Source organism: Terrabacter sp. Root85 (assembly GCF_001429185.1).
Lineage (GTDB): Bacteria > Actinomycetota > Actinomycetes > Actinomycetales > Dermatophilaceae > Terrabacter.
Window position 1 is genome coordinate 161,694 of record NZ_LMIW01000015.1, and the last position, 25,104, is coordinate 186,797.

At 71.4% G+C, this 25,104-nt stretch carries 21 protein-coding genes and 1 pseudogene; 12 read left to right on the forward strand and 10 right to left on the reverse strand.

The window, feature by feature from the left end:
• Positions 1 to 38: 38 nt before the first annotated feature.
• A pseudogene (locus tag ASE25_RS22020) lies at positions 39 to 368 on the forward strand (rhodanese-like domain-containing protein); the annotation flags it as partial.
• Between the two features lie 7 nt (positions 369 to 375).
• Here the strand turns inward: ASE25_RS22020 and ASE25_RS22025 are convergent.
• From ASE25_RS22025 to ASE25_RS22050, 5 genes are all read right to left on the reverse strand, one after another.
• On the reverse strand, positions 376 to 1,725 hold the full coding sequence (locus ASE25_RS22025) for an OFA family MFS transporter (protein WP_235508802.1): 1,350 nt from the start codon (positions 1,723 to 1,725) through the stop codon (positions 376 to 378).
• Positions 1,726 to 1,782: 57 nt separating this feature from the next.
• Positions 1,783 to 2,916 (reverse strand): NrfD/PsrC family molybdoenzyme membrane anchor subunit, encoded by a 1,134-nt coding sequence (gene nrfD, locus ASE25_RS22030; protein WP_056827509.1) that lies wholly within the window; start codon positions 2,914 to 2,916, stop codon positions 1,783 to 1,785.
• The gene (locus tag ASE25_RS22035) at positions 2,913 to 3,998 is read right to left on the reverse strand and encodes a 4Fe-4S dicluster domain-containing protein (protein WP_056775689.1); all 1,086 of its coding nucleotides are present in this window, start codon (positions 3,996 to 3,998) and stop codon (positions 2,913 to 2,915) included. Before ASE25_RS22035 ends, nrfD begins: the two co-directional genes overlap by 4 nt.
• Positions 3,999 to 4,001: 3 nt before the next feature.
• Positions 4,002 to 7,373: a formate dehydrogenase gene (gene fdh / locus ASE25_RS22040; RefSeq protein WP_082623049.1), complete on the reverse strand. Its 3,372-nt coding sequence runs from the start codon at positions 7,371 to 7,373 to the stop codon at positions 4,002 to 4,004.
• A gap of 144 nt (positions 7,374 to 7,517) precedes the next feature.
• Positions 7,518 to 8,531, reverse strand: a complete 1,014-nt coding sequence (locus tag ASE25_RS22050; protein ID WP_056827513.1) for a family 43 glycosylhydrolase — start codon at positions 8,529 to 8,531, stop codon at positions 7,518 to 7,520.
• 129 nt (positions 8,532 to 8,660) lie between these two features.
• Between ASE25_RS22050 and ASE25_RS23605 the strand changes: the two genes are divergently transcribed.
• The 9 genes from ASE25_RS23605 (at position 8,661) to ASE25_RS22990 (ending at position 18,006) form a co-directional block, all read left to right on the forward strand.
• Positions 8,661 to 9,284 (forward strand): hypothetical protein, encoded by a 624-nt coding sequence (locus ASE25_RS23605; RefSeq protein ID WP_056827515.1) that lies wholly within the window; start codon positions 8,661 to 8,663, stop codon positions 9,282 to 9,284.
• Complete coding sequence (locus tag ASE25_RS23610; RefSeq protein WP_235508803.1) at positions 9,281 to 9,640, forward strand: FUSC family protein; 360 nt, start codon at positions 9,281 to 9,283, stop codon at positions 9,638 to 9,640. Before ASE25_RS23605 ends, ASE25_RS23610 begins: the two co-directional genes overlap by 4 nt.
• Positions 9,641 to 9,770: 130 nt before the next feature.
• Positions 9,771 to 10,043, forward strand: coding sequence for a hypothetical protein (locus ASE25_RS22065; protein ID WP_056827520.1), 273 nt, complete (start codon positions 9,771 to 9,773; stop codon positions 10,041 to 10,043).
• A 75-nt stretch (positions 10,044 to 10,118) separates the two neighbouring features.
• Positions 10,119 to 12,980 (forward strand): AAA family ATPase, encoded by a 2,862-nt coding sequence (locus ASE25_RS22070; RefSeq protein ID WP_056827522.1) that lies wholly within the window; start codon positions 10,119 to 10,121, stop codon positions 12,978 to 12,980.
• Between the two features lie 112 nt (positions 12,981 to 13,092).
• Positions 13,093 to 15,642, forward strand: a complete 2,550-nt coding sequence (locus ASE25_RS22075) for an RNA helicase (RefSeq protein WP_082623050.1) — start codon at positions 13,093 to 13,095, stop codon at positions 15,640 to 15,642.
• Positions 15,643 to 15,645: 3 nt separating this feature from the next.
• Entirely contained in the window at positions 15,646 to 16,488 is an 843-nt protein-coding gene (locus ASE25_RS22080; RefSeq protein WP_200959211.1) for an acyl-CoA thioester hydrolase/BAAT C-terminal domain-containing protein, read from the forward strand.
• 136 nt (positions 16,489 to 16,624) lie between these two features.
• Positions 16,625 to 16,804: a hypothetical protein gene (locus tag ASE25_RS22085; RefSeq protein WP_056775701.1), complete on the forward strand. Its 180-nt coding sequence runs from the start codon at positions 16,625 to 16,627 to the stop codon at positions 16,802 to 16,804.
• A gap of 105 nt (positions 16,805 to 16,909) precedes the next feature.
• A complete protein-coding gene (locus ASE25_RS22090) occupies positions 16,910 to 17,695 on the forward strand; it encodes a DUF1206 domain-containing protein (RefSeq protein ID WP_056775702.1) in 786 nt (261 codons plus the stop codon).
• A 143-nt stretch (positions 17,696 to 17,838) separates the two neighbouring features.
• Positions 17,839 to 18,006 (forward strand): hypothetical protein, encoded by a 168-nt coding sequence (locus ASE25_RS22990; RefSeq protein WP_156415547.1) that lies wholly within the window; start codon positions 17,839 to 17,841, stop codon positions 18,004 to 18,006.
• Between the two features lie 81 nt (positions 18,007 to 18,087).
• Here ASE25_RS22990 and ASE25_RS22095 read toward each other — a convergent pair whose 3' ends face one another.
• From ASE25_RS22095 to ASE25_RS22105, 3 genes are read right to left on the reverse strand one after another with little or no spacing between them, the layout of a single operon-like run.
• On the reverse strand, positions 18,088 to 18,819 hold the full coding sequence (locus tag ASE25_RS22095) for a phosphatase PAP2 family protein (protein ID WP_056827524.1): 732 nt from the start codon (positions 18,817 to 18,819) through the stop codon (positions 18,088 to 18,090).
• Positions 18,816 to 19,559, reverse strand: coding sequence for a phosphatase PAP2 family protein (locus ASE25_RS22100; RefSeq protein ID WP_056775706.1), 744 nt, complete (start codon positions 19,557 to 19,559; stop codon positions 18,816 to 18,818). Before ASE25_RS22100 ends, ASE25_RS22095 begins: the two co-directional genes overlap by 4 nt.
• Entirely contained in the window at positions 19,552 to 20,580 is a 1,029-nt protein-coding gene (locus tag ASE25_RS22105) for a diacylglycerol kinase family protein (protein ID WP_056827526.1), read from the reverse strand. Before ASE25_RS22105 ends, ASE25_RS22100 begins: the two co-directional genes overlap by 8 nt.
• Positions 20,581 to 20,729: 149 nt before the next feature.
• Here ASE25_RS22105 and ASE25_RS22110 point away from each other — a divergent pair, with 149 nt between their 5' ends.
• Entirely contained in the window at positions 20,730 to 21,368 is a 639-nt protein-coding gene (locus ASE25_RS22110; protein WP_056827528.1) for a DUF1345 domain-containing protein, read from the forward strand.
• Here the strand turns inward: ASE25_RS22110 and ASE25_RS22115 are convergent.
• Both ASE25_RS22115 and ASE25_RS22120 read right to left on the reverse strand, forming a co-directional pair.
• Positions 21,365 to 22,660, reverse strand: coding sequence for a RimK family alpha-L-glutamate ligase (locus ASE25_RS22115; protein WP_056775712.1), 1,296 nt, complete (start codon positions 22,658 to 22,660; stop codon positions 21,365 to 21,367). The genes ASE25_RS22110 and ASE25_RS22115 overlap by 4 nt on opposite strands.
• Positions 22,661 to 22,732: 72 nt before the next feature.
• Positions 22,733 to 23,443, reverse strand: a complete 711-nt coding sequence (locus ASE25_RS22120) for an esterase family protein (protein ID WP_082623051.1) — start codon at positions 23,441 to 23,443, stop codon at positions 22,733 to 22,735.
• Positions 23,444 to 24,026: 583 nt separating this feature from the next.
• Between ASE25_RS22120 and ASE25_RS23615 the strand changes: the two genes are divergently transcribed.
• A partial coding sequence (locus ASE25_RS23615) for a DUF222 domain-containing protein (RefSeq protein WP_235508804.1) occupies positions 24,027 to 24,573 on the forward strand: 547 nt, incomplete at its 3' end.
• Between the last annotated feature and the right edge of the window lie 531 nt (positions 24,574 to 25,104).

Sequence of the window (25,104 nt, forward strand, 5' to 3'; positions counted from 1 at the left end):
CCCGCGAGGGGGTGGAGCGGTTGTAGCCCGAGCAGGCGTGGGCCGAGATGCGCACGGGCGCCCTGCTCGTCGACACGCGCACGGCAGCCCAGCGCGCCCGACAGGGGGACCTGCCGGGCGCACTCGTCATCGACCGCACCGTCCTCGAGTGGCGACTCGACCCCACGAGCCCGTCACGGGTGCCCGAGGTGTGCGGTCCGGACCTCCGGGTCGTGGTCATCTGCCGCCAGGGCTACAGCAGCTCCTTCGCGGCGGAGTCGCTGCGCCGCATCGGACTCGCTCGGTCTACCGACGTCGTCGGCGGGGTGGAGGCGTGGCTGGCCTCCGGCCTGCCGCTCGCGGCCGGCCCCGCCGACGTTCGAGAGTGAGCCGACCTCAGCGCGGAGCGGTGTCCGCGGTGTCCGCCGTGCCCGTGGTGCCCCGGCTGCCGCGGGTGTCACGGGTGCCGGCCGCGCCGACTGCGTCGCGCCTCGGCTTCTTCGTGATGAGCGGGAGCACCAGCGCGACGAGGGTGATGATGCCGATGACCGTGAAGCCGAGGTTGTACGCCTTCTCGCTGCCGATGAGGGAGGCGATGAGCAGCGGGCCGACGACCCCACCGATGCTCCACCCGATGAGCATCAGGCCGTAGATCGCGCCGACGTTGCGCACGCCGAAGAACGCGCCCGCGGTCGACGGCATGGTGCCGAAAGCCCCGCCGTAGCAGAGGTAGACGAGCGCGGCGAGCACGGCGAAGAGGGCCTTGTTGGCGGCGTGGGGGATGAGCAGCAGGCACACGCCCTGGACGCCGAGGATGCCGAGGAAGGCCGGCATCTTGCCGACGAGGTCGGACAGCCAGCCCCAGAAGATGCGGCCCGCGCCGTTGAAGAGGCCGAGGACGCCGACGAGGGCAGCCGCGGCCGTGGCGGTGTAGCCGGCGACGTCACTGGCCGTGCCGGCCGCGACGGCGATGAGCGAGATCCCCGCCGTGACGCTCATCGTGAGGATCGCGGTGAGCAGGTACCACTGCTTCGTGTGCAGGGCCTCGCTCTGCGTGAAGTCACGCGACACCGCCGCGCCGCTGTCGGCCTTGCCGGCGGCCGTGGCCGCCCCTGCGGTCGCGTCCGGCACGACGGCAGGGTTGCGGAAGACCGACGTGCAGACGAGCAAGATGACGAGGTAGCCGATGCCGAGCCACAGGAACGCCTTGGTGGGCACGCTCGGGGACTGGTCGATGAGCGCCTGGCCCACGGGGGCGGTGACGACGGCGCCGAAGCCGAAGCCGGCGACGGCAAGACCGGTGATGAGTCCCGGCTTGTCGGGGAACCACTTCTGCAGCATGGCGATCGGGACGATGTAGACCATGCCGAGCCCGAACCCTCCGAGGACGCCGTAGCCGAGCACCAGCAGCCAGAAGGCGTCGGGCGACTGGGCGAACGACGCGAGGATGACCCCGACCGCGTAGATGACGCCGCCCGTCATGGCCACGAGGCGGGGGCCGCGCGCGTCCTGGAGACGACCGCCGACGTAGCTGCCGATGAAGATCATCCCGATGACGACGCTGAACGGGACGGCAGCCTTGGACTTGGACCACCCGAACGCCGCGTCGCTCTGCAGCGCCTTGGCGAAGACGCTCCACGCGTAGACGGAGCCGATGGACAGCTGCACGAGGACCGCGCACACGAGGATCAACCACCGGTTCGCGCCTCGGCCGGTGATCTCCGGCCCTGTGTCGGTCCTGCTCACGGCACTTCCCCTTCCGGTCGTCCGGCGGCGCGTCGTTGCGTCGTCGGGGGTGGCGCCTCAGCGCGCCGTGGTGATGGAGTCGTCGACGATGCCTTTCGCCCGGCGCGCCTCGAGGCGCTCGCGCTGTGGCTCGACGGTGTACTTCGGGTCGATTGCAGACGCCATACCCGCCTCGAAGACGCCGAATCGCGTGCACGCGGAACCGGCCATGAGGGCCAGGCCGCTCAGGGCGGCGCCGACGCGGGTGCGCCCGACGGTCACGGCCCCCGCCGCCCCGACGATCGTGAGCGCCTTGCTCGCCCTGAGCAGGCGGGCGGCCTTGCCGGTGCGCAAGGGCTCCGAGAGCGTCGGACCGAGCTGGTCCTGCATCCGCTCGAACGCCACGGTCTCCACGAGAGCGCTCACGGCAGCGAGCCGGCGCGCGGGTCCGTTCTGCCCGACCGGGACGGTGAGCAGGGCGAGCCCCGCCGCAGCCGCGTTCGCAGAGCTGACGAAGACGAAGGGCAGCTCACGGTAGGACTCGTGCCAGGTCGGTGTGGCGGTGTCGGCCAGCAGCACGGCGGTGTAGGCCGCGAGCGGGGGCGCGAAGAGGGCCGAGCCCACCGTCGCCGGTCCGTCGGCGATCTCGAGCACCCGGGCGACCCGAGCCAGCGCCGTGCCGGGCCGGCCCGTGCTGGAACGACGGTCGAGAAGCGCCTGCCCGAGCTCCGACGCGAGGGCGAGTCCGGAGAACCCTCCGAAGGCGGTGAGGATCCACGACCCGACCGACATCGGCGAGGTGAGCTTGACGGTGCGCATCATGTTGAGGGCGCGGCTCGGCTTGCCGAGGTCCTTGGCGAGGGCCGCGCCACCGAGGGCCGCGGCACCGACCGCAGCCACCCGCCCTGCCCGACGCAGCGCCGGGTAGCCCAGTGCCTTGCCTCCGGCCGCGAGCAGCCCCGACCCGCCTGCGATGCCACCGAGGAAGAGGTACGCCGCCACCTCCTTCTCCCACGGCGCGGGCTTGACGATGTGCCGGCCGTAGTAGCTGTCGAACGAGACGTCGGGCACCATGAGCGACTCGTCGCGGCGACGCCGCCCACCGTTGCTCCCCGCCTGCTTGGCGGCGTCGCGCGCGTTCCCGTGGCTCGCGTCGCCTCGGCGCCGCTCGCGCTCCGGCGGGCGGTCGGCGTCGAAGGGGTTGGTCGTCATCGCTTCCTCCCGACGAAGGCGGCGGCAGCCATGCCCAGCATGGCGAGCCCCGCGAGGCCGGCCTTGCGGAACATGTCGGGCAGGTCGGCCGTGGTGACGCGCGGGTCCGGCGGGAGGCCGTAGACCTCCGGCTCGTCGAGCAGGAGGAAGACCGACCCCGTGCCCCCGACGCCGTCGTTCTCGTCCGTGCCGTAGAGCCGGGCCTCGGTGTAGCCGAGCTCGTGCAGCTCCGCGACGCGGGCCTGGGCGGTGGCCCGCATGTCGGCCAGGTCACCGAACTTGATCGACGTCGTCGGGCAGGCCTGGGCGCACGCGGGGGTCTGCCCCTCACCGAGGCGGTCGTAGCAGAGCGTGCACTTCTGGGCGATGCCGACGTTCTTGACCTCGCCGTTCTGGGTGGGGTCGGCGCCCCCGGAGTTGATGCTGATGCCGTGCGACTCGCGTCCGCCTTCGTGGCCCTCGTCGCCGCGCCGCCGCTCGATGACCCCGAAGGGGCAGGCTGCGACGCAGTAGCCGCACCCGTTGCACACGTCGTCCTGCACGACGACGGTGCCGAACTCGGTACGGAAGAGCGACCCCGTCGGACACACGTCGAGGCACGCGGCGTGCGTGCAGTGCTTGCACACGTCAGATGCCATGAGCCAGCGCAGGTCCGGTACAGCGGTGTCGGTGGGTCCGGGCGCGGCGGCCGCGCCGGACCGGACGTCACCGGGCGCTTCGGCCGTGGCCGTCGCCGTGGCCGTCCCCGTCGCCGAACCGTCGCGGACGGTCGGCATGCCGAGCTGGACGAGACGACGCCCCGACTCGCGCGCCTGCTCGATGCGGTGGCTGTCCTGCTCCACGAAGGCGACGTGGCGCCACGTGCTGGCGCCGAGGGCACCGGTGTTGTCGTAGGACTGGTTGAGCAGGTCGAGGCCGTCCTCCGGGATGCCGTTCCACTCCTTGCAGGCCACCTCGCAGGCCTTGCACCCGATGCAGATCGAGGTGTCGGTGAAGAAGCCCTTGCGGGGCTCCACCCGTGCCCACGCCGCGTCGCTCGCCGGATCGGTGGGGCCGGACAGCTGATTGCGCCAGAACGCCACGCCTCAGCCCTCCTTCTGGTCGGGAGCCGGGTCGGGGGCCGGATCAGGGACGGACCGGGGATGACCGGTGCGCAGCTCGTTGCTCGTCATGACCGTCGAGCCGGCACGGGACTGGTACTCCGCGATGTAGCGCAGCAGGGCCTCACCGGTCGGTCGGCGCCCCGGCACGATGTCGCACGAGCCGGCTTTGCTCTCTTGGATCTGCACATTCGGGTCGAGGGCGACACCGAGCAGGTCGTTGGCGGCGTCACCGCTGACGACGGCGGCGCTGCCGACGCCCCAGTGGTAGGGCAGGCCGACCTGGTGGACGGTGCGGCCGCGGATGATGAGCGGTCTCATCCGTTCGGTGACGAGCACACGCGCCTCCACGGCCGCGCGGGCCGAGACGATCGTGGCCCAGCCGCCGGGCTCGAGACCACGTTCCTCGGCGAGCTCAGGCGAGACCTCGCAGAAGAACTCCGGCTGCAGCTCCGACAGGTAGGGCAGGAAGCGGCTCATCCCGCCCGCCGTGTGGTGCTCGGTCAGCCGGTAGGTGGTGAAGACGTACGGGTAGACGTCGGCACCCGGCTGATCGCCGGACGGGCTCCACAGATTGTCCTTGCGTGGGAAGACCTTGCGAGCGGGATTGGACTGCTGCGTATAGAGCGGGTTCTGGACAGGGGACTCCTGCGGCTCGTAGTGCGTCGGCAGCGGCCCGTCGAGCATGCCCTTGGGCGTGTAGAGCCAGCCCTTGCCGTCCGCCTGCATGATGAACGGGTCGTCGCCGGCCAAGCCGTCGGGGCCGCCGGTGCCGGGCTCCGGGCGGAAGCTCGGCGCCTTCGTCGGCGGGAAGTCGGGCACGTCGTGTCCGGTCCATTTCTGCTCGTCTACGTCCCACCAGACGTACTTCTTGCGCTCGCTCCACGGGTTGCCGTCGGGGTCGGCCGAGGCACGGTTGTAGAGGATGCGCCGGTTGGCGGGCCAGGCCCAGCCCCAGTCGAGCGCGGTGAGGTCCTGCTCGCGGCCCGGACGCCGGTTGGCTGCCTGGTTCTTGCCGTCGGCATACACCCCGGTGTAGATCCAGCAGCCGCCCTCTGTCGAGCCGTCGGCCTTCATCTCGGTGTACGACGACAGTGGCTGGCCGGCCTTCTCCCCCGTTCGGTGCCGACCGTTGACCTCGGCGAGCACGGCCTCGGCGTCGATCTCGCCGTCGGTGCCGAGGGGGTAGTCCCACGTGAGGTCGAGGAGCGGCCGGTCTCGCGGGTCGGTCGAGTCGGCGAGGAGCTCGCGGACGCGCCGGCCCAGCTCGTAGAAGAACTCGAGCTCGCTCTGGGCGTCGCCGGGCGGGGCAACCGCCTTGTGGTGCCACTGCAGCATCCGCTGGGTCTGGGTGAACGAGCCCGACTTCTCCGTGTGGGCCGCCGCAGGCAGGAAGAACACCTCGGTCTGGACGTCCTCGGGCCGCAGCTCGCCCGTGGCGATCTCGGGGCCGTCCTTCCAGAAGGTCGCCGACTCGATCATCGCGAAGTCGCGCACGACGAGCCACTTGAGGTGCGACATCGCCTGGCGCTGCATGCGTCCGTGCGCGGACCCGACAGCCGGGTTCTGGCCGAGGAGGAAGTAGCCCTCGACCTGGTCCTCGAGCATCGCCATCGTCGTCTGGTACGTGCCGTGCGCGCCGGAGAGACGCGGAAGGTAGTCGAAGGCCCAGTCGTTCTCGGCCGTGGACGCGTCTCCCCACCAGGCTTTCATCAGGCTCACGGCATACGTGTCGGCGTTCGCCCAGAAGCCCTTCTGCTCCTTGCTGCCGATCGCCCCGATGTAGTCGTCCCACGTGTCGTGCAGGCCCGCGACCGGCATCGCGAGGTAGCCCGGCAGGATGTTGTACAGCGTCGGGATGTCGGTCGATCCCTGGATGCTCGCGTGGCCGCGCAGCGCCATGACCCCGCCGCCCGGGCGTCCCATGTTCCCGAGGAGCAGCTGGATGATCGCGGCCGTACGGATGAACTGCGCGCCCAGCGTGTGCTGGGTCCAGCCGACGGCGTAGACGAACGCGGTGGTGCGCTCTCGGCCGCTGTTCTCGGTGACCGCCTTCGCCAGGTAGTGGAAGTCGTCGACGCTGATGCCGCACGTCTCGGCGACCATCTCGGGGGTGTAGCGCGCGTAGTGCCGCTTGAGGATCTGGAAGACGCACCTCGGGTCCTGAAGGGTCTCGTCGCGCAGCACCCTGGCGTGCTCGAGGGCGGGCCCGCCGGAACCGTGCTCGTCACCGGCCGCGCGCTCGGATTTGCTGTGCCCGTGCTCGTGGCCCCCACCGCTCTCGTGGCCAGCCGCAGGCCCACCGATGGTGCCCGGCGACGGGTCGTCGCCGCCCTCGTCCGCGGTCGCGTAGGCCCAGGTGTCCGGCGCGTACGCCCCCTTCTCGTCGTCGTAGCCGGAGAAGAGGCCGTCGAGCTCCTCGGTGTCCTGGAACTCATCACTGATGAGCGTGGCGGCGTTGGTGTACGCGACGACGTACTCCTCGAAGTACAGCTCCTTGGCGAGGATGTGGTTGATGAGCGCACCGAGCAGCACGACGTCGCTGCCCGCGCGGATCGGGATGTGCTTGTCGGACGTCGCCGACGTACGTGTGAAGCGCGGGTCGACGTGAATGACCTTCGCCCCCTTGAGGCGCGCCTCGGTCACCCACTGGTAAGCGACCGGATGGCACTCAGCCATGTTCGAGCCCTGGATGACGATGCAGTCCGAGTTGGACAGGTCCTGCACGTACTGCGTGGCGCCGCCGCGTCCGAACGAGGACCCCAGACTGGGGACCGTGGAAGAGTGTCAAATACGCGCTTGGTTCTCGATCTGGATGGCGCCCGCTGCGGTGAACAGCTTCTTGATGAGGTAGTTCTCCTCGTTGTCGAGCGTCGCGCCACCGAGCGAGGCGATGCCCATGGTCCGCCGGAGCGGACGGCCGTGTTCGTCGGTGTCCTGCCAGCCGGAGCGGCGGCTCTCGACGAAGCGCTGCGCGATCATCTCGACGGCTGTGGTGCGCGACATGGGCTCCCAGTCGGTGCCACCCGGCCGCCGGTAGAGCACGTGGCGCACCCGCCCGGGGTTGTTGACAAGCTGTTCGCTCGCGGAACCCTTGGGGCACAAGCGGCCCCGCGACACCGGCGAGTCCGGGTCGCCCTCGATCTGCACGACCCTTTCGTCCTTGACATACACCTTCTGGCCGCAGCCCACAGCGCAGTACGGGCAGACGCTCTGCACGACGCGGTCGGCCGTCGAGGTGCGGGGCTGCAGACCGCGGGTGCGCTCGGACGTCACCGCCGGACCGCGTCCGAGAAAGTCCCCGGACCGCGCCTGCCGGATCACCGGCCAAGACAGGAACGTCTTCTTCGCCTCCATCGAACGCCACCTTTCGCGGCGTGCGGGCACGCCGGCCGGAGTGTCACGACCTCTCGAATCTCTTCATTCCCACAAGACACGGGGTCGAAACCCACCTTAGACACGCCGGCGACCAAATGGGCGTGGTGAACTCTGTCCGTCGCGTCAGGAGAGGTACGGGTTGCCGCCGCTCCACTTGAGGACCCCGGTCCACGCCGGCCGGACGAGCGGGTCGTAGCTCTTGCGCACGTGGAAGGCGACGCGGAGCACGCCACCGTCGTTGATCACCTCGGCGCCGCCGGGGCCGCAGAAGCGGTCGGTCGTCGAGATGCCCATGCCGCCGACCCAGCGCGGGTTGCCGAGGGCGAAGAGGTCGTTGCCCGACCAGACCTGCGTGGCGTAGTTGCAGTCCTTGTAGCCGTTGCGCGAGACGAAGAGGTGCACCTTGCCGGCGGCGTCGCGGTAGACGTCGGGCGCCTCCGCGACGGCCGAGCCGATGCGGCTCGCGTTGAGGACGACCTTCGGCGAGCCGGCCAGCGTCGTGCCGGCCGAGTTGTCGACGCGCACGGCCATGATCTGGAAGCGGCGCGGGCTGTAGTTGCCGATCTTGAAGACGAGGTAGCGGTTGCCGTAGCGGGTGCGGTACTCGACAGGGTCGATGGCCTCGGAGTAGCCGGCGGGCGGGCAGATGAGGGGCGTCGAGACCGGGCTGAACGGACCCGTGGGCGACGACGAGCGCGCGGCGCCGATGCAGTGCTTGTTGTGGTTCGCCGTGCCGGGGGCCTCGCGGCGGGCGGCGAAGTACATCGTGAAGCGCTCGGAGCCGGGCGTCGTCGCGGTCTGGAAGACGTGCGGGGCCCACAGCTGCGCAGGCGAGCTGTCGGTCGCCTCGAAGGTCCAGGCCGGACGGGCGTTCATCGAGTTGCCCACGACCGCGAAGCCCGAGCCGGGCGAGGCCGAGCGAGCGACCCGGAAGCCGCCGCCCGTCGCGTAGAGGTAGTACTTCGTGCCCTGGGCGCGCGTCGTGAACTTCGCGAAGCCCGGGTCCGGGAAGTCCTTGGCGATGACGTTGCGGGCGCTCGCGCCCGTCGTGACGGCCTGCGCGGGCGCGCTCGCGAGCGCTCCGCTGAGGGCGACCGCTGCGGCCGCGAGGGCAGCGGCGACTGCTGGCTTCTTCATGTGGTGTTCCCCTGTTTCCCCTGGAGAGACCGGGCTGCGTGCCCGGTCAGCGCGATTCTGCGCCCTCCGGGTGGGCCGCGTCGATGGGTAGTCCTACCCGGATCCGGGCGAGTCCTAGAGTGGAGTCCGATGAACCAGCCCCCACCCCGACCGCCCTGGCAGGGACTGCTGCGGTGGGGACCGCACGGCGGCGCCCACCGGGTCGCGCTCCGCGCCGGGCTGTCGGTCCTCGTGCCGCTGCTCGTGCTCGTGCTGGTGGGTCGCGTCGAGTGGACGCCGTATGCCGCCTTCGGTGCCTTCACCTCGCTCTACGGACGCAACCACGCCCGCCCTGAACGTGCCGGGATGCAGGTCGTGGCCGGCGGGTTCCTCACTCTCGCAGTCACGCTCGGCGTCGTCGTGTCGCTCGCACCAGCCTCGCGCTGGCTCGTCGTGGTCCTCGGCGCGCTCCTCGCAGCTGCCGGTTCGCTCACCTCGGACGCCTACCGGTGGCACCCACCGGGGCCGCTCTTCCTCGTCTTCGCCTTCGCTGTCTGCGCCATGGTGCCGGCCGTCCCGACGACCGTCCCGGTCGCGGCCGGCGTCGCCGCGGCGAGCGTGCTCGTGTCGCTTGTCATCGCCCACGTCGAGGCCCTCGGGCACCGCGACCGCTGGCACCGGCCGCAGCTGCCCGCACCGCGCTTCCGGGACGCGCTCGAGGCACCCGGAGCCCGCGCTGGCAGCACCCCTACTGGGCCATGGTCGCTGCCGTGACCGTCCTCTCGGGTCCGGACCTCACGTCCCGCCTCACCCGCGGCGTGCACCGCGTCGTCGGCACCGTGCTCGGTCTCGCGGTCGCGGCGCCGATCCTCGCGTGGGGACCGCAGGGGGTCTGGGCGGTGCTCGTCATCGTCGTGCTGCAGGTGCTCACCGAGCTCGTCGTCGGGCGCAACTACGCCGTGGCGCTCCTCTTCATCACCCCGCTCGCCCTGATGATGGGCCAGCTCGTCCACACCGCCCCGGTGGGTCCGCTGCTGCGCGACCGCCTCTTCGAGACGGTGCTCGGTGCGCTCGTCGGCGCCGTCGTCCTCCTGCTCGTCCCCGACCGAGCAGGACGTTCGGACCGCTGAGAGTGGCCGCGCGAGACGTAGGCATCACCGGTGCGAGGTCTGGGAGAAGTGCCGATGTGGGTGGGTGCGTCCCGGGCCGATCGTGGAGTGGTCGGCGGAAGGTCCGCCGCATCTGGTCCAGGAGCACGCCATGCCCGCTCGCCATCGACTCGTCGCCGTCGTCTCGGCCACCGCCCTCTCACTGCCGGCCGTTTCCGCGGCCGCGGGGTCGGCCGCCGGGATGCCGATCCCCCTTCCCGACCCCAGACCCCACCTCCACGTGCTCGCACCACGGCTCGACACGGACACCGCCGTGCTGACGGAGCTGAGGGAGCTGAAGGACGAGTACGCAGCCAGCCACCTGCCGCGCGTGCACAACACCATCGTCCTGATCCTCAACAACGCGGCTTCAGCCGTCCTGTGAACACGACGCGCGTCCGCTCCTACGCTGGAAGACGGGTCGGAGGGCACCACGACGTCCTCGGTCACGGAGTCGCGGATGGGCACATCGTCAGAGCACACAGCACCCGTCGGGAGGGGCGAGCAGATCCGCGCCCTCGACGTCCTGCTCGGCGAGGTCGTGCGCGAGGCGGATGAGGACGCCCCTCGCATCAGGAGTCTGCTCCTCGGAGGTGACGCCGGCATCGGCAAGACGACTCTGGTCGAGGTCCTTGCCGAGCGGTGCCGGGCGATGGGCCTGAGCTGTGCGGTCGGTCACTGCCTGGACCTGGCCACGGGAATGCCGTTCGGTCCGGTGGTCGAGGCACTCCGGGACCTCCATGACCGCCAGAGCACCGAGGACTCCCCGGTGCCACGCCTGTCCTGGCTGGCCTCCGAGGCGAGCTCGAGGTCCCCCTCACTCGAGTCTCTCGTCGAAGCCACCGAGATCCTGGGCCGTGCGGGCTCGGCCGTGCTCGTCATCGAGGATCTCCACTGGGCCGACGCCTCGGTACGCGACTTCGCGCTGGCCGCGCAGCGAACCTGCCGTGCACCGCTGCTGCTCGTCCTGACCTTCCGTGCCGACGACGTGACCGCCGGACACCCGCTCCGGGGCCCGTTGGTCGAGCTGAGTCGGAGTCCGCGTGCGGTGCGCATGGATCTTTCCGGGCTCGCTGCCCACGACGTGCGCGAGCTCGTCCGTCGACGGTCAGGACACGACCCGGACACCGAGAGACTCACCGCCCTGATGCTCCACTCCGACGGAAATCCCCTCTACGTCGAGGAGCTGCTGTCCGCCGACGAGCCCGGTGTCCCGGGGCTCCTGCACGACCTGTTGCTGCGGCACGTCGGGACGCTCTCGTCATCCGCCGTCCGGATCAGCCGCCTGGCTTCGGTCGACGGCAGCCGCATCGACCTCGAGGTCCTCGAGGAGGCGGCTGGGCTCGCATCCGCCGCGTTTGCCCAGGCGATCCACGAGATGCTCGAGCGCAACGTCGTCGTCCGTCACGGGAACAGGTACGACTTCCGTCACGCACTGCTCCGGGAGTCCGTGCACGACGACCTGCTCCCCGGGGAGATCGTCGAGATGCACGCCGCCTACGCCCGGGCCCTTCGAGGCCGCGTCGAGTCCGGGTCGACCGAGCAGCGCTGGCGGTACGGAGCGTCCCTGGCCCTGCACGCGATGGGCGCGGGTGACTGGCCCCTCGCCCTCGCGGCCTCGGTGTGGGCCGGCGTGGCCGGCAAGCAGTACGGCTCTGCCGCAGCAGCCGACCATTTCGAACACGCCTTCTACCTCTGGGACCGCGTTCCGGATGCCGCTGAGCGCACCGGCCTCTCCAAGGCCGACCTCCCGCGCCTGGCGGCCCGCGTCCTGGCCAACGAGGGGGTCCGTGACCGGGTGCACGACCTGCTGCGCCTGGCGGTCGACCTGCTCGACCCCGACGGTGACCCCCTGGCGGCATGCCGCGTCCACACCGCCGTCGGGGCCAACTGGGGCGAAGTGCCGGGGCTTCCGAGTCGACGAGAGTCCCTCGATCGCGCCATCGCGCTGGCCGGGACGACGGCGACCCGCGAGCTCGCGGACGCGCTCATTGCGTCCACGTTCCACGCGTGTCGAGTCGGCCGGTACACGGAGGCAGTCGACTTCGCGACCCGGGCCCTCGACGTCGCTCGGGCGATCGGAGCGGACGATCTCGTCACCCAGGCCCTGTGGGAGCTGGCCGAGCCGCTCTGGCTCCTCGGCCGCTGCGGCGAGGCGCTGGAGGTGTACCGGGAGGCCGTGCGCGAAGCCGAGCGGTCCGACGAGCTGGGCGCCGCCCTCGAGGCCTCGGGCGAGCTCGCCTTCTACCTCTGGCTGTACGGCTCGGTCGACGAGGCGGTCCAGATCTCTCGTCAGGTCCGCGAGAGGGCCGAGCGAGCCGGACTGCCGAGGTACGTGGCCTTCGGCGCCGAGCAGGAGCTGGAGATCCTGGTCCAGCAGGGACGCATCTCAGAAGCAGAGGCCCTCTACGAGACCTACTGCGTCCCCGCCAGGGTCGAGTTCCGACTGCGGTGGAACAGGGCGGTCCTGTTCGTGGCCCGTGGCGACATGCGAGGCGCGCTCGCCGTTGAGGAGGAGGCGTTCGCCGACGGCTCCAACGCGCCGGGCGTCAACCACTCTCCGCGTCTCATCGAGATCTGCGAGGGCCTGTCGGATCCGGAGCGCGCCCTGGACGCGGCCGAGGCCTTGATGCAGGAGGTCGCCCCTCGGGACTCTCCCCTGGAGCACGCCCTCGCCGCCGACTACGCCTACCGGGCGCTCGTTCTCGCCGGCCCCTCCGCGGCACGCCCGGCCCAGCCGCTCGCCGCGGCGGCCGCCGTGTCGCTGGACTTCGCCCGGCGGCGTGTCACCCCCGAATGGGGGCGCACCTGGGACGGGATGCACCTGGCCATCGCCGAGGCCCTCGAGGCCCAGCTGTCAGGGCAGTCGGCCATCCCCCAGTGGCACGCCGCCGTCGATCTCGCGTTCCCCTTCGGCCGCTACACCTCGCTCCGCCCACGCCTCGAGCTGGCACGCGCACAGCTGGCACACGGAGAACGCGACGAGGGCAAGGCCATGCTCTCCGCAGTCTGGCACGAGGCCCACGAGATGGGATCCCGCTGGCTCGAGAGCCAGGCCGCGGTGGCGGCAAGGCGGTTCCGGGTGCCACTGCCGCTCGACGTCGACGAACCCGGACCCCTCGACCGGCTGACGCCGCGCGAGCGCGAGGTGCTCGACCACGTCGCTCGCGGAGCGACGAACCGAGCCATCGCCTCCGCCCTGTTCATCACCGAGAAGACCGCCAGCGTGCACGTCGGCAACGTGATCGCCAAGCTCGGCGTGAGCAACCGTGGCGAGGCCGCTGCTCTCGCCCGCTCAGTTCGCTCGGACCGGGATACCTGACCAGCCGGACGTCAGCCGGGGCGCGGCGGCAGCTCGTTCCCAAGGGCGCGACACCACCGGCCCGGTGCATACCGACGATTCGGCACACGTCCCGGCCCGGCGGCATACTCACGTGGTGACGAAGAACCTCAGCGAGCGCATCCCGCGGGACCCCGATCCCGACGGCCTCTACGAGGTCTTCACCGAGTGGACGACCGAGCGTGGCCTGACCCTCTACCCGCACCAGGAGGAGGCGTTCCTCGAGATCCTCAGCGGCAGCAACCTCATCCTGGCGACGCCGACCGGCTCGGGGAAGTCGCTCGTCGCGACGGCGGCCCACCTCACCGCCCTCGCCGACGACCGCGTCTCCTTCTACACGGCACCCATCAAGGCGCTCGTCTCCGAGAAGTTCTTCGCCCTCTGCGAGCAGTTCGGCGCCGACAACGTCGGCATGATCACCGGCGACGCGTCGGTCAACGCCGACGCCCCGATCATCTGCTGCACCGCCGAGATCCTCGCGAACCTCGCTCTGCGAGAGGGCAGCTCGGCTGACGTCGGTCTGGTCGTCATGGACGAGTTCCACTTCTACTCCGAGCCCGACCGCGGGTGGGCGTGGCAGGTGCCGATCATCGAGCTGCCTCAGGCACAGTTCGTCCTCATGTCGGCGACGCTCGGCGACGTCACGATGTTCAGGGACGACCTGACCCGGCGCACCGGCCGCTCCACGGCCGTCATCAGCGGCACCGAGCGTCCCGTCCCCCTTGAGTTCTCGTATGCCGTCACCCCCCTCCACGAGACCATCGAGGAGCTCCTCGAGAAGGACCGCGCGCCCGTCTACGTCGTCCACTTCACGCAGGCGGCCGCGCTCGAGCGCGCCCAGAGCCTCATGGCCGTCAAGATCACGACGCGCGAGGAGCGCGAGGCGATCGCCGCGCGCATCGGTGGCTTCCGGTTCGGGGCGGGCTTCGGACGCACTCTCTCCCGCCTCGTCCGGCACGGCATCGGAGTGCACCACGCGGGCATGCTGCCGAAGTACCGCCGCCTCGTCGAGCAGCTCGCGCAGGACGGCCTCCTCAAGGTCATCTGTGGCACCGACACGCTCGGCGTCGGCATCAACGTGCCGATCCGCACCGTGCTGCTCACCGGGCTGACGAAGTTCGACGGCACGAAGCAGCGCCTGCTCAAGGCGCGTGAGTTCCACCAGATCGTCGGCCGGGCCGGCCGGGCCGGCTTCGACGCGCGCGGCTGGGTCGTCGCCCAGGCCCCCGACCACGTCGTCGAGAACCTCCGCGCCGTCGAGAAGGCCGGCGACGACCCCAAGAAGCAGAAGAAGATCCAGCGCAAGAAGGCGCCCGACGGCTTCGTCAACTGGTCGGAGGAGACGTTCGAGCGGCTCATCGTCGCCGAGCCCGAGCCGCTGCAGCCGCGGATGAAGGTCTCGCACTCGATGCTCGTCAACATCCTGGCGCGAGAAGGCAACCCGGTCGCCCACGCCGCGCGTCTGCTCTCCGACAACCACCACGAGGCCAAGGACCAGCGGCGTCTCCAGCGGCACGCGCTCGTGCTCGCCAAGGAGCTCATCACGTCCGGTGTCGTCGAGCGACTGGCGTCGGCCGAGGACTCCGGCCGTCGGCACGCCCTGACGATCGACCTCCAGCGCGACTTCGCCCTCAACCAGCCGCTCGCCCCCTTCGCGCTCGCCGTCATGGACACCCTCGACCCCGAGAGCGACACCTACGCCAAGGACCTCGTCTCGGTCATCGAGGCGATCCTCGAGGACCCGCGGCAGGTGCTGTGGGCGCAGGAGTTCAAGGCGCGCGGCGAGGCCGTCGCGGCGATGAAGCTCGACGGCGTCGAGTACGAGGAGCGGATGGAGCGCCTCGAGGAGGTCTCCTGGCCCAAGCCGCTCGCCGAGCTGCTCGAGGTGACCCTCACGGCCTACCGGCAGAGCCACCCGTGGATCTCGCAGGACGCCCTCTCGCCGAAGTCCGTCGTCCGCGAGATGTACGAGCGCGGCATGACGTTCAACGAGTTCGTCTCCTACTACGGCCTGTCCCGGTCCGAGGGGCTCGTCCTGCGCTACCTCACCGACGCCTACCGCACCCTGCGCCACACCATCCCCGAGGGCAACCGCACCGAGGAGCTCGAGGACGTCATCGAGTGGCTCGGCGAGCTCGTGCGCCAGACCGACTCCAGCCTGCTCGACGAGTGGGAGGACCTCGTCAACCCGAGCGACGCCGTGCTCGCCCAGACCGACATCGCCCCGCCGGCGCGGCCGATCACCGGGAACGAGCGGGCGTTCACCGTGATGATCCGCAACGCGATGTTCCACCGGGTCGAGCTCGCGTCCCGCGACGAGTGGGAAGCGCTCGGCGACCTCGAGGCCCGCGTCGCCGAGCTCACCGACCCACCGCAGAAGGTCGTCATGGACGCGCAGGCGTGGAACGACGCGCTCGGCGCCTACTACGACGACCACGACGCCATCGCGACCGACCAGGGGGCCCGCTCACCGGCGCTGCTCCAGGTCGAGCGCACGCCCACGGAGTGGCGGCTGCGCCAGGTCGTCGTCGACCCCGACGACGACCAGGACTGGGGCATCACGGCCTTCGTCGACCTCGCGGCGAGCGACGAGGCCGGCGCCGCCGTCCTCACCGTGACGGCCTTCGAGCGCCTCGGCGGCTGACCCGTGACCCTGCGCGCACACCCCTACGACCACGACGGCGTCCTCGTCTCCCCTGCCGACGGCGGCAACGGCACGGGGGTGCTCGTGCTGTCGGGATCGAGCGGCCGTGTCGAGCGCGACCGAGCGCGGCTGCTCGCCGGCGCCGGCGTCACCGCCGCCCTGACCTACCGCTGGTTCGGCGGCGAGGGGCAGCCGGCCGGCATCTGGGAGTACCCCCTCGAGGCCTTCGCACCGGCCGTCGCCTCGCTCGGCAAGCGCTGTGACCGCGTCGTGCTCGTGGGCGTCTCGAAGACGGCCGAGGCCTTCCTCGCGTATGCCGCCGACGACCCGGCCGTCGACGCCGTCGTCGCGCTCGCGCCGAGCCACGTCGTGTGGGCCAACGTCGGTGCCGGACCGGACGGCGAGCTGCGCCCGCAGCACTCGTCGTGGTCGCGGGCCGGTGAGCCGCTCCCGTTCGTGCCCTACGACGACACGGCCGAGCCCGTCGGCGACCCTCCGGCCTTCACCCCCGTCTACGCCCAGAGCCTCCGCGCCGCCGCCGACCGGGTCGCGGCCGCGACCATCCCCGTCGAGCGCTTCTTCGGCGACGTGCTGCTCGTGGCCGGCGGTGACGACCAGGTCTGGCCGTCGGTGACCTACGCCGAGGCCGTGCAGGCCCGGCGACGCGCCCTCGACCTGCCCACGACGCTCGTGACCCACCCCCGGGCCGGGCACCGCGTCGTCCTGCCGGGTGAGCCCGTCCCCGGCGGCGGCCAGCGGATGGCCCGGGGCGGCACCGAGGCGGCCGACCGCGAGCTCGGCGAACGCGCGTGGCCCGAGATCCGCCGCGTGCTCGACCTCGCCTGAGCGGGGTTCGAGCGGGACCGCCACGGATCTGAGGCACCCGGAGGGACGGCATACGCCATCCTTCCGATGTGGCGGGGCGGGCCTCAGACCGACGGTGGAGAGGTCAGCACGACAGCGACCTCGAAGGATCCCCACCATGCTCTCTCCGCACATCGTCAGCGCCCTCCTCGCCCAGCGCGAGGCCGACCTCGAACGCCGGGCCGAGCTCGCCCGGCTCCGGCACCCGGAACCCGAGCCGGAGCCGGTGACCAGCCCCACCGGGAGCCGGCGCACGGCGCGCCACCGCGGCCGCCGTCGACACCTGCGCCTCGTCTGACGCCTCCGCCCGAGAAGGCCGCGTCCGACGTGCCAATTCCCTGCCCGACGTGGGTATGTTCCCCAGTGGCCCATCGGGGACCCCTCTACCGACAGGATCACGTGCATGGACTCCACAGACGTCAAGGCCGCCTCAGCGCGCGCGGGTGACCACCCGGCGCTCGAGACGGCAGCGCGCATCGGCTACGCCGTCAACGGCGTGCTCCACATCATCATCGGCGCGATCGCCCTGCGACTGGCCTTCGGCTCGAAGGGCACGAGCGCCGACCAGTCCGGCGCCCTGGGCTCGATGGCCGACAACGGGTTCGGTCTCTTCCTGCTCTGGGTCGCCGTCATCGCGTGGCTCGGCCTCGCGCTCTGGCAAATCACGGAGGCCATCTCGGGAGGCTGGGAGACGAGCGACCGCCTCAAGGCGGCCGGCAAGGCCGTCGTCTACCTCGCACTGGCGTGGACCGCGTTCCGGTTCGCGAGCGGCAGCGGCTCGTCGAGCAAGAGCCAGACGACCGACTTCACCGCGACGCTCATGAAGCAGCCGGCCGGCCAGTGGCTCGTCGCCCTTCTCGGCCTCGCCGTCATCGGCGTCGGCGTCTACCACGTCGTCAAGGGGTGGAAGAAGAAGTTCCTCCAGGACCTCGAGTCCCACCCGGGCGAGTGGATCGTCAAGGCCGGACGCGTCGGCTACATCGCCAAGGGCATCGCCCTGGCCATCGTCGGAGGCCTCTTCGTCCTCGCCGCCGTGCGCCACAAGCCCAGCGAGGCCCGTGGCCTCGACGGTGCATTGCGCAATCTGCTCGGAGCCCCGGGCGGCCCGGTGCTGCTCGCCCTCGTCGCGCTCGGTCTCATCGCCTTCGGGGTCTACTGCTTCGGACGTGCCCGGCACGCCGACGTGTGAGCCACGGCGCCTGACGCGCCCTGTCGAGACGGCCCCGAGCGCCCGGACATACCCGGGCACTCGGGGCCGTTTCCGTGGCGGGTGCATCACGGGCGCCTCCTGCTGCTCTGTGTGTTCACGCATCACGAGTGCAGGAGGACACCATGAACACGTACCTGAACGAGGCCATCGCCCGCCAGCGCACCGCCGACCTCGGTCGCCGCACGCGGCGCGCCCAGCGACCCGTCGTCGACCCGCAGACGACGCCCCGCCGCGGCCTGATCCTCATTCTCGGGTGGCGGCTGCACCGGTCGCAGGTGTCCCCGAGCTAGAGCGCCGCGGGAACGCGAACGGCGATGGCCGGGAGCCCGATTCGGGTTCCCGGCCATCGCCGTTCGCGGGTCGAGGTCGCGTCAGCGCGAGACGGCCTCGCGCACGGCGGAGGTCGCGCGGTCACCGGTCGTCCGACGGCGCAGATAGTTCCACGCGAGCAGCGCGCACACGATGCCGTTGACCATCCCGACGAGGATGTCGACGAGGTGGTGCATGCCGCGGTAGAGCCGGGCGTAGCCGACGAGGAGCGGCACGATCGCGCAGACCACGGTCACGACGCGGCGCAGCCACACCGTCTCGATGCGCTGGGCCATGAGCGCGAAGGTCAGGTAGAGCGCGGTCGAGGCGCCCATGTGCCCGCTGGGGTAGCTCGACGTCGGGGGCGCCGGGTCGAGGTGCTCGACCGTCGGGCGCTTGCGGTCGGTGAGGGTCGTCGCGGCGACGAAGACGCTCGCCTGCGCGGCGATCGCGATGGCGGGGATGACGGCATACCACCACTGCTTGGTGCGCCACCACACGAGGGCCACGACGACGACGCAGACGCCGATGACGATCTCGGTGTTGCCGATGTGCGACCAGACCGCCGTGATCGAGTTCATCGTCGCGGTGCGGCCTGCGGCGACGGACTTGCTCAGGTCGTTCTCCCACGGGAGGTCCTTGAGGGGGCCGACGATGAGGAAGCCGAGCCCGACGATGAGACCGAAGAGCACCACGGCGGGGGCGAGGACCCGCAGCGCGATGTCACGGAGCGCCGACCCCACGGTCGGTCGCGACGAGTCGATCTCGTAACGGTGGATGAAGGTGTGGTTCACGTGCTGCCTTTCGATGACTCGGGCCCGACGTCCCCCTCCGGCGGAGGGGACTCGTCCGGACTCTGGGGGTTCCACCCGAGGTAGCCGACGTAGGACGCCGTGCCCAGGCCGATGCCGAAGAGGATCCCGGCCAGGACGTCTGAGGGGTAGTGCACGCCGAGGAAGACGCGGTCGAGGGCCGTCAGGACGACGTATGCCGTCAGGCCGGCCACGAGCCAGCGGCGGGCGACCGGCGACAGCAACGGCCAGAGCAGCAACGTCATCACCGTCGCGATGGCCGCGGCGTTGGCGACGTGGCCCGAGGGGAAGCTGTAGCCGGGGGCGTGCGAGACGGGGTCGCTGACGACGGGGCGGGCCCGCCTGACGACCTCCTTGAGGACGAGCTGGAGGTTCCAGGCGACCATCATCGTGAGGAAGGCCCAGAGGCACCGGGTCGCGAGCTCACGGTGGCGGCGCCACACGACGAGGCACACGGCCGACGCGACGATGTAGACCCACTTCGGCTGAGTGGCCTCCTGCCAGACGAGCAGGACGGTCTTCAGCCACGGGTTGTCGCGGGTGATGTCGGTCGCCGCGACGATGAGCCGCTCGTCGAGCTCGATGACGGGGAGGAACTTCTCGCGCACGACGAACGCGAGGGCCGTGACGGGGACCGCGAAGGCGAGCCCGAACCCGACGGCCTTGAGCAGGCGGCGGCCGCGACCCGCGGGTCGCCGGCCGTCAGGACGTCGCTCAGCCAACCCGGACCACCAGGGAGTCGGGGAGGATGCGGATGCCGAGCGAGACGTGCTCGCCGATCGGGTCGCCGTCGATCTCCGCCTCGACGGGTCGGCCCGCGGTCACGGTGAACTCGCGGCCGCGGAAGCGGTCGAGCCGGCCGTGACCGGCGCGGTGCCGGGTCACGACGTCGGAGATGACGGAGATCCAGCCGAGGGCGCCCTTGGGCGCGACGACGACGGCGTCGAGGATGCCGTCGTCGATCTTCGCCTCGGGCATCAGCTCGATGCCGCCCTGGAGCGTGCCGCAGTTGCCGACGACGACGGTGCGCGCGTGCCGGCTCACCGACCCGCTGTGCTCGTCGCGGTCGCGCTCGTGGTCGCCGCTCTCGCCGGTCACGCCGGAGCCGCCCCTCGAGGCGACCTCGACGCGGAAGCCGCGGCTGAAGACCTGGCGCAGCGCGCTGAAGACGTAGGCGACCCAGCCGACAGCGGCCTTGACCTTCTCGTTGGTGCCGGCCATGACCTGGCCGTCGAGGCCGAGGCCGGCCATGACGAGGAAGACCTCCTCGTCGTCGTCGACCTTCGACCCGCCGTCGTGCGTGCCGTGGCTCTCCCGCGGCTCGATCGCCGCGTCGGCGACACGCATGAGGCCCACGTCGATCCGGCGGTCGGTGCCACCGAGCATCGCCTCGACGGCGTCCTCGAGGGAGTCGACGGGCAGGCCGAGGTTGCGGGCGAGGAGGTTGCCCGTGCCGCCGGGGAGCAGACCGAGCGCGACGTCGGTGCCGACGAGCGCCGAGGCGACCGCGCGGACGGTGCCGTCACCGCCGAGCGAGGCGACGACGTCGGAGCCGGCGCGCACCGCCTCGCGGCCCTGCTTCTCGCCGGTCTCCTGCTCGGTCGTCTCGATCCACGAGGGGTCCTCCCAGCCGTGCCGGGCCGCGGCCTTGGCCACGAGCTCCTGGGTGGCGACGAGGTCGTCGACCTTGACCGGGTTGTAGACGACGGTGAGACTGCGACGAGCGCTGGGCGTGTCGGACATGGTGGGGATCCTAGGGCTCGGGGCGTGAGGGGGGCGGCCGTCGAGCGGGGCCAGCCGTAGACATACCCCGACCGGGCACCCAGCCGACCACCAGCGCACCACCAGCCGGCGTCCAGCCTCGAGGCCCCGCCCGGCGGTAGCCTCCGAAGGTGCCCACCATCCGACGCCGTCTCGCGCTCGCCGTCCTCGTCGGGGTGCTCGCGGGGTTCCTCGTGCCGCTGGGGCCCGCGCACGGGTTCCTCGTCCACGGGCTCTCCGGCTTCGTCGTCGCCGGGCTCGCCTTCGCCGCGCCGCTGCTCATCCACATCCTCGGCCATGACGCTCCCGCGACACGGGAGAAGGTGCAGGGTCGCGACGGCGACGCCGCCTGGTACGACGTCGTCGTCATCCTCGTCGGGCTGGCCAGCCTCGCCGGCGTGACGATCCTCCTCGTCGGGGGGCGCGCCCTGGGCGGCGCCGAGGTCGTCGACGCGGTCGTCGGGGTCGGCGCGGTCGCGGTCGGCTGGCTCTGCGTCCACACCGTCTACGTGCTGCGCTACGCCCGCGTCTACTACGCGAGCCCGCGCCCACCCATCGACTTCAACCAGGACGAGGACCCGACGTTCTCGGACTTCGCCTACTTTTCCTTCAACCTCGGCATGGCCTACCAGGTGTCGGACACCGACCTCAAGAGCTCGGACGTGCGCCGGGTCGTGCTCGGGCACACGCTGCTCGCCTACCTCTACGGCACCATCGTCATCGCCGCGACGATCAACCTCGTCGCGGGCATCGGTGGCTCGCTCGGCTAGGAGAGCCCGAGCCGCGCCTTCTCGTCCGCGACCCACAGGCCGATGAGGCCGCCGAAGTGGGCCATGAACCGGTCGCGCTCGTGCGCCGGGTAGGTCGTGACGACCGTCGACCGGAGCAGGTTGGCGAAGACGTCGGACTGCACCCACTCGAGCACGGCCGCGTCGAGGTGCGGCAGGTACCGCTCGCACCACGACCAGTAGGCGGCCGTGTCGAAGTACTCGTCGGCGATCGCGAGGAACTCGTCAAGCTTCTCCGCGTCCGTGAGGTCGTCGCGGTCGGCGACGTCGAAGTAGCGGCGCATCTCGAGGTCCATCGGGCCGCGGCGACCGGTGATGACGCAGAAGGTCGACCACCGCACGAGCGCCTTGATGGCCCACGGGAAGTAGTAGTGCAGCGACGTGACGGCGACGTCGGGGCAGGCGTTGGCGTAGTCGATCGGATAGACGTCGTCACCCTTGACGAGCATCTCGCACGAGTTGAACTCCCAGCCGAACATCGCGTTGACGATGCGGCTGATGGCCGCGGTCTGCTTGCCGGCCGACGGTGACAGGAAGTCGTAGCTCACGGCATACCGGTTGTGCATCGGCTGCTCGGGACGGAAGTCCATGACCATCGTCTCGGGACCGATCGACAAGGCCCGGGCGAAGTGGTCGTACTCGATCGTCGACTGCAGGTGCATGAGCATCTCGCCGGACTCGTCGTAGGCCTTGACGAGGTCCGTCTCGTCGTTGATCCGGGAGACACCGCGCCAGCCGCCGCCGTCGAAGGGCTTCATGTACATCGGGTAGCCGAGCTGGTTGGCGATCGCCTTGAGGTCGAACGGGCGGTTGTACTTCGCGGAGGTGTAAGCCCAGCGGACGTTGTCGACGGGGTGCTTGTAGGGCACGAGCCACGTCTCGGGGACCTTGAGCCCGAGGCGCATCAGGGCGACGTAGGCGCTGTGCTTCTCCATGGACTGGAAGGTGAAGGGACTGTTGAGCAGGTAGGTGTCATCCATCAGCGCCGCCTTCTTGAGCCACTCGCGCGGGTGGTAGTACCAGTAGGCGAGGCGGTCGATGACGAGCTCGGTGCGCACCGGCTGGCGCAGGTCGAACGGCTCGATGGTGAGGCGCTCGCTCGTCAGCTCGTGGGTGACGCCGTCGTCGGTCGTGATGGGTCCGACGAGCGCGAGCAACGCCTCGAAGGCGGTGGGCCAGTCCTCCTCGGCGCCGAGCAGGAGACCCACGAGATGCGTCCTCGTCGACGAGGTGCTCGATGCGGCGGACTGGTCCTGCTGTGCGGTGTCGGTCATCGTGCTGCTCCTACCGTCGGGGGTCGGGTCATCGACTGCGATCCTTGCAGGAACCGCGGCATCTGTCGCCGGTCAGCGGGTGTCCGGAAGGGCGAGCAGGTCGAGCAGGTAGGGGTCGAAGGCCGCCTCCCACGAGCGCCAGTCGTGGCGGCCCGGCAGCTCGGTGAACGACACGTCGTGGCCGCTCGCGGCGAGGGTCTGCGCCGTCTGGCGGTTGTTCGTCAGGTTGCCCTCCGCGGTGCCGCACGTCATGACGATGTGCGCGTCGGTGCGTCGCCGCCGGACCCGCCTGACGTTGGTCACGAAGGTCGTGACGCGGTCCCAGAACTCGAACTCCTCCTCGTCGTCGACGCGCTTGCGGAAGAAGGACCCCGACTGCAGGAAGAGTCCTCCGAACGTCCCCGGGTGCAACCACTCCGCCTGGAGCGAGGCGAGCGCTCCCAGGCTCGCTCCCATGAGGCTCGGCCTCCCGTCGATGGCGTATGCCGTCCCGACCGTCGGGAGCACGTGCTCGGTGAGCGCCTCGGCCCAGAGCGGGTTGGCGGCGTACCGCTCGTTGCGCGAGCCCGGCTCGAGCAGGACGACGCGGGTCGGCGGGACGCGGCCGGCCTCCGTCGCGGCGCGCAGGACGGAGAGGAGGTGGGCACGGCGGGAGTACTCCGGCCCGTCGTGGGCGACGAGCAGCGGGAGCGGGTCGGCCCGGCGCGTGCCGACCGGGGTGACGACGGCGATCTCGATGTCCCCGACCGGGGTGGCGGTCACCGTGAGCTTCCTGCGCGCCATGTGGAGACCCTATGTGCGGACGCCGCGGAGGACACCCCGGGCCACCGGTCTCTCGGTCGGAGGGTCGGATTCCGCTGCAGGCGAACCGAATTCGTTGTCCACAGATTTGCTGCAGCTCTTGAACTCCGCTCGAACACCTGTTCTACTTGATGCAAAGAAGCATCACCGAGAGGGGGCTCACCGTGCCGTACACGCCGTCACCGGTCGAGTCCTCCGGCGTGCCGGCGGGTGGGCGATGGACGACTCTGCGGGTCGCGTGGACGGGCGATCGTGGCCGGCTGTCCCGGTCGCTGGGACCGGTGCTGGAGCGCTGGCGCGCGGATGCGGCACTCACCTGTGTTCCCGGTGCTGCGGTGGCCTGCGGGACGGGGCGCACCGGTGATGCTGCCCGGGTGGCGGCCGGTGAGCGTGCGGCTGCGGCGGTGGCGTTGGAGGGGTTGGCGCGGGCCGGGGAGCGGGTGCTGGCCGAGATCGAGGCGCTCGAGGTCGCCAAGGCGCGCCTCGAGGCCGACCTGCTCGCGGCGCGCTGGCCGGCATCGAGGCCCAACAGGTCGACGCCCTCCCGGTCGGGGCCGTCGCCCGGGTGTCCGCGCGGGTCTCGCCCGAGCGGGTCGTCAGCGAGGAGATCGCCCTCGCGACCGGGGTCGGCGCCGGGGAGGTCGCCCGCCGGCTGGCGCTGGCCACCGCACCCCGCCGGCACCGGGTCGTCCTCGGTGCACTGCGCGCCGGTCGGCTGTCGCTGCACCGGGCGCTGCAGGTCGTCTCCGACACCGCCCAGCTCCCGGACGCGGACGTCACGTCGGTCGCGCAGGCGGTGCTCGCCCCGTCCCGGGACGGGCAGCCCGTCCCGCAACGGACCTTCACCGCCCGCCTGCGACGCGCGGTCGCGTCGGTCGATGCCCGCGGCGCCCAGGAACGGCACGCGCACGCCAGGGCCCGGCGCGGGGTGTTCGGCCGGCTCACCGACGACGGGATGGGCTGGCTCACCGTGACCACCGACGCCGCGAGCGTCGCCGCCGTCATGGACCGCCTCGACACCACCGCCCGGGGGCTGCGCGGCGCGGGCGATGCCCGCAGCCTCGACCAGCTCCGCGCCGACCTCGCCACCGACGCCCTGCTGCACCGACCGGNTCGACACCACCGCCCGGGGGCTGCGCGGCGCGGGCGATGCCCGCAGCCTCGACCAGCTCCGCGCCGACCTCGCCACCGACGCCCTGCTGCACCGACCGGCCCACCCCGGGGCAGCACTCCCTGCCGCGCCCGGACCCGCCGTCGACGTGGCGCCCCGGGAGGCGTCCGGAACCGCGTCCGCAACCGCGTCCAGCACGGCATCCGGAGCCATGCCCGGGACCATCTCGGGTGAGGCGGCGGCGCTGGCCTGGATCGTCGTGCCGTTCGAGGTCGCCACCGGCGAGGCCGACACCGGCTGCGAGCTCCCCGGCCACGGCTGGGTCACCGCCACCCACGCCCGCGAGATCATCACCCGCCCCGGATCCGTCTGGGCCACCCTGCCCGTCGACCTGCCCACCGGCCGGGCCCTGTCCCGCCCGACCCGCAGCTACCGCCCGACGCGCGCCATGGTCGAGCACGTCCAGGCCGTCGACGGGGTCTGCCGCGGACCCGACTGCCACGTCCCGGCCACCCGCTGCGACCTCGACCAC

Coding starts and splice junctions, on each gene's coding strand:
- ASE25_RS22105 (WP_056827526.1), bottom strand. CDS start 20,580: ATGTCCGACACGCCCAGCGCTCGTCGCAGTCTCACCGTCGTCTACAAC.
- ASE25_RS22085 (WP_056775701.1), top strand. CDS start 16,625: ATGCTCTCTCCGCACATCGTCAGCGCCCTCCTCGCCCAGCGCGAGGCC.
- nrfD (WP_056827509.1), bottom strand. CDS start 2,916: ATGACGACCAACCCCTTCGACGCCGACCGCCCGCCGGAGCGCGAGCGG.
- ASE25_RS23605 (WP_056827515.1), top strand. CDS start 8,661: ATGAACCAGCCCCCACCCCGACCGCCCTGGCAGGGACTGCTGCGGTGG.
- ASE25_RS22990 (WP_156415547.1), top strand. CDS start 17,839: ATGAACACGTACCTGAACGAGGCCATCGCCCGCCAGCGCACCGCCGAC.
- ASE25_RS22090 (WP_056775702.1), top strand. CDS start 16,910: ATGGACTCCACAGACGTCAAGGCCGCCTCAGCGCGCGCGGGTGACCAC.
- ASE25_RS22070 (WP_056827522.1), top strand. CDS start 10,119: ATGGGCACATCGTCAGAGCACACAGCACCCGTCGGGAGGGGCGAGCAG.
- ASE25_RS22050 (WP_056827513.1), bottom strand. CDS start 8,531: ATGAAGAAGCCAGCAGTCGCCGCTGCCCTCGCGGCCGCAGCGGTCGCC.
- ASE25_RS22065 (WP_056827520.1), top strand. CDS start 9,771: ATGCCCGCTCGCCATCGACTCGTCGCCGTCGTCTCGGCCACCGCCCTC.
- ASE25_RS22115 (WP_056775712.1), bottom strand. CDS start 22,660: ATGACCGACACCGCACAGCAGGACCAGTCCGCCGCATCGAGCACCTCG.
- ASE25_RS22120 (WP_082623051.1), bottom strand. CDS start 23,443: ATGGCGCGCAGGAAGCTCACGGTGACCGCCACCCCGGTCGGGGACATC.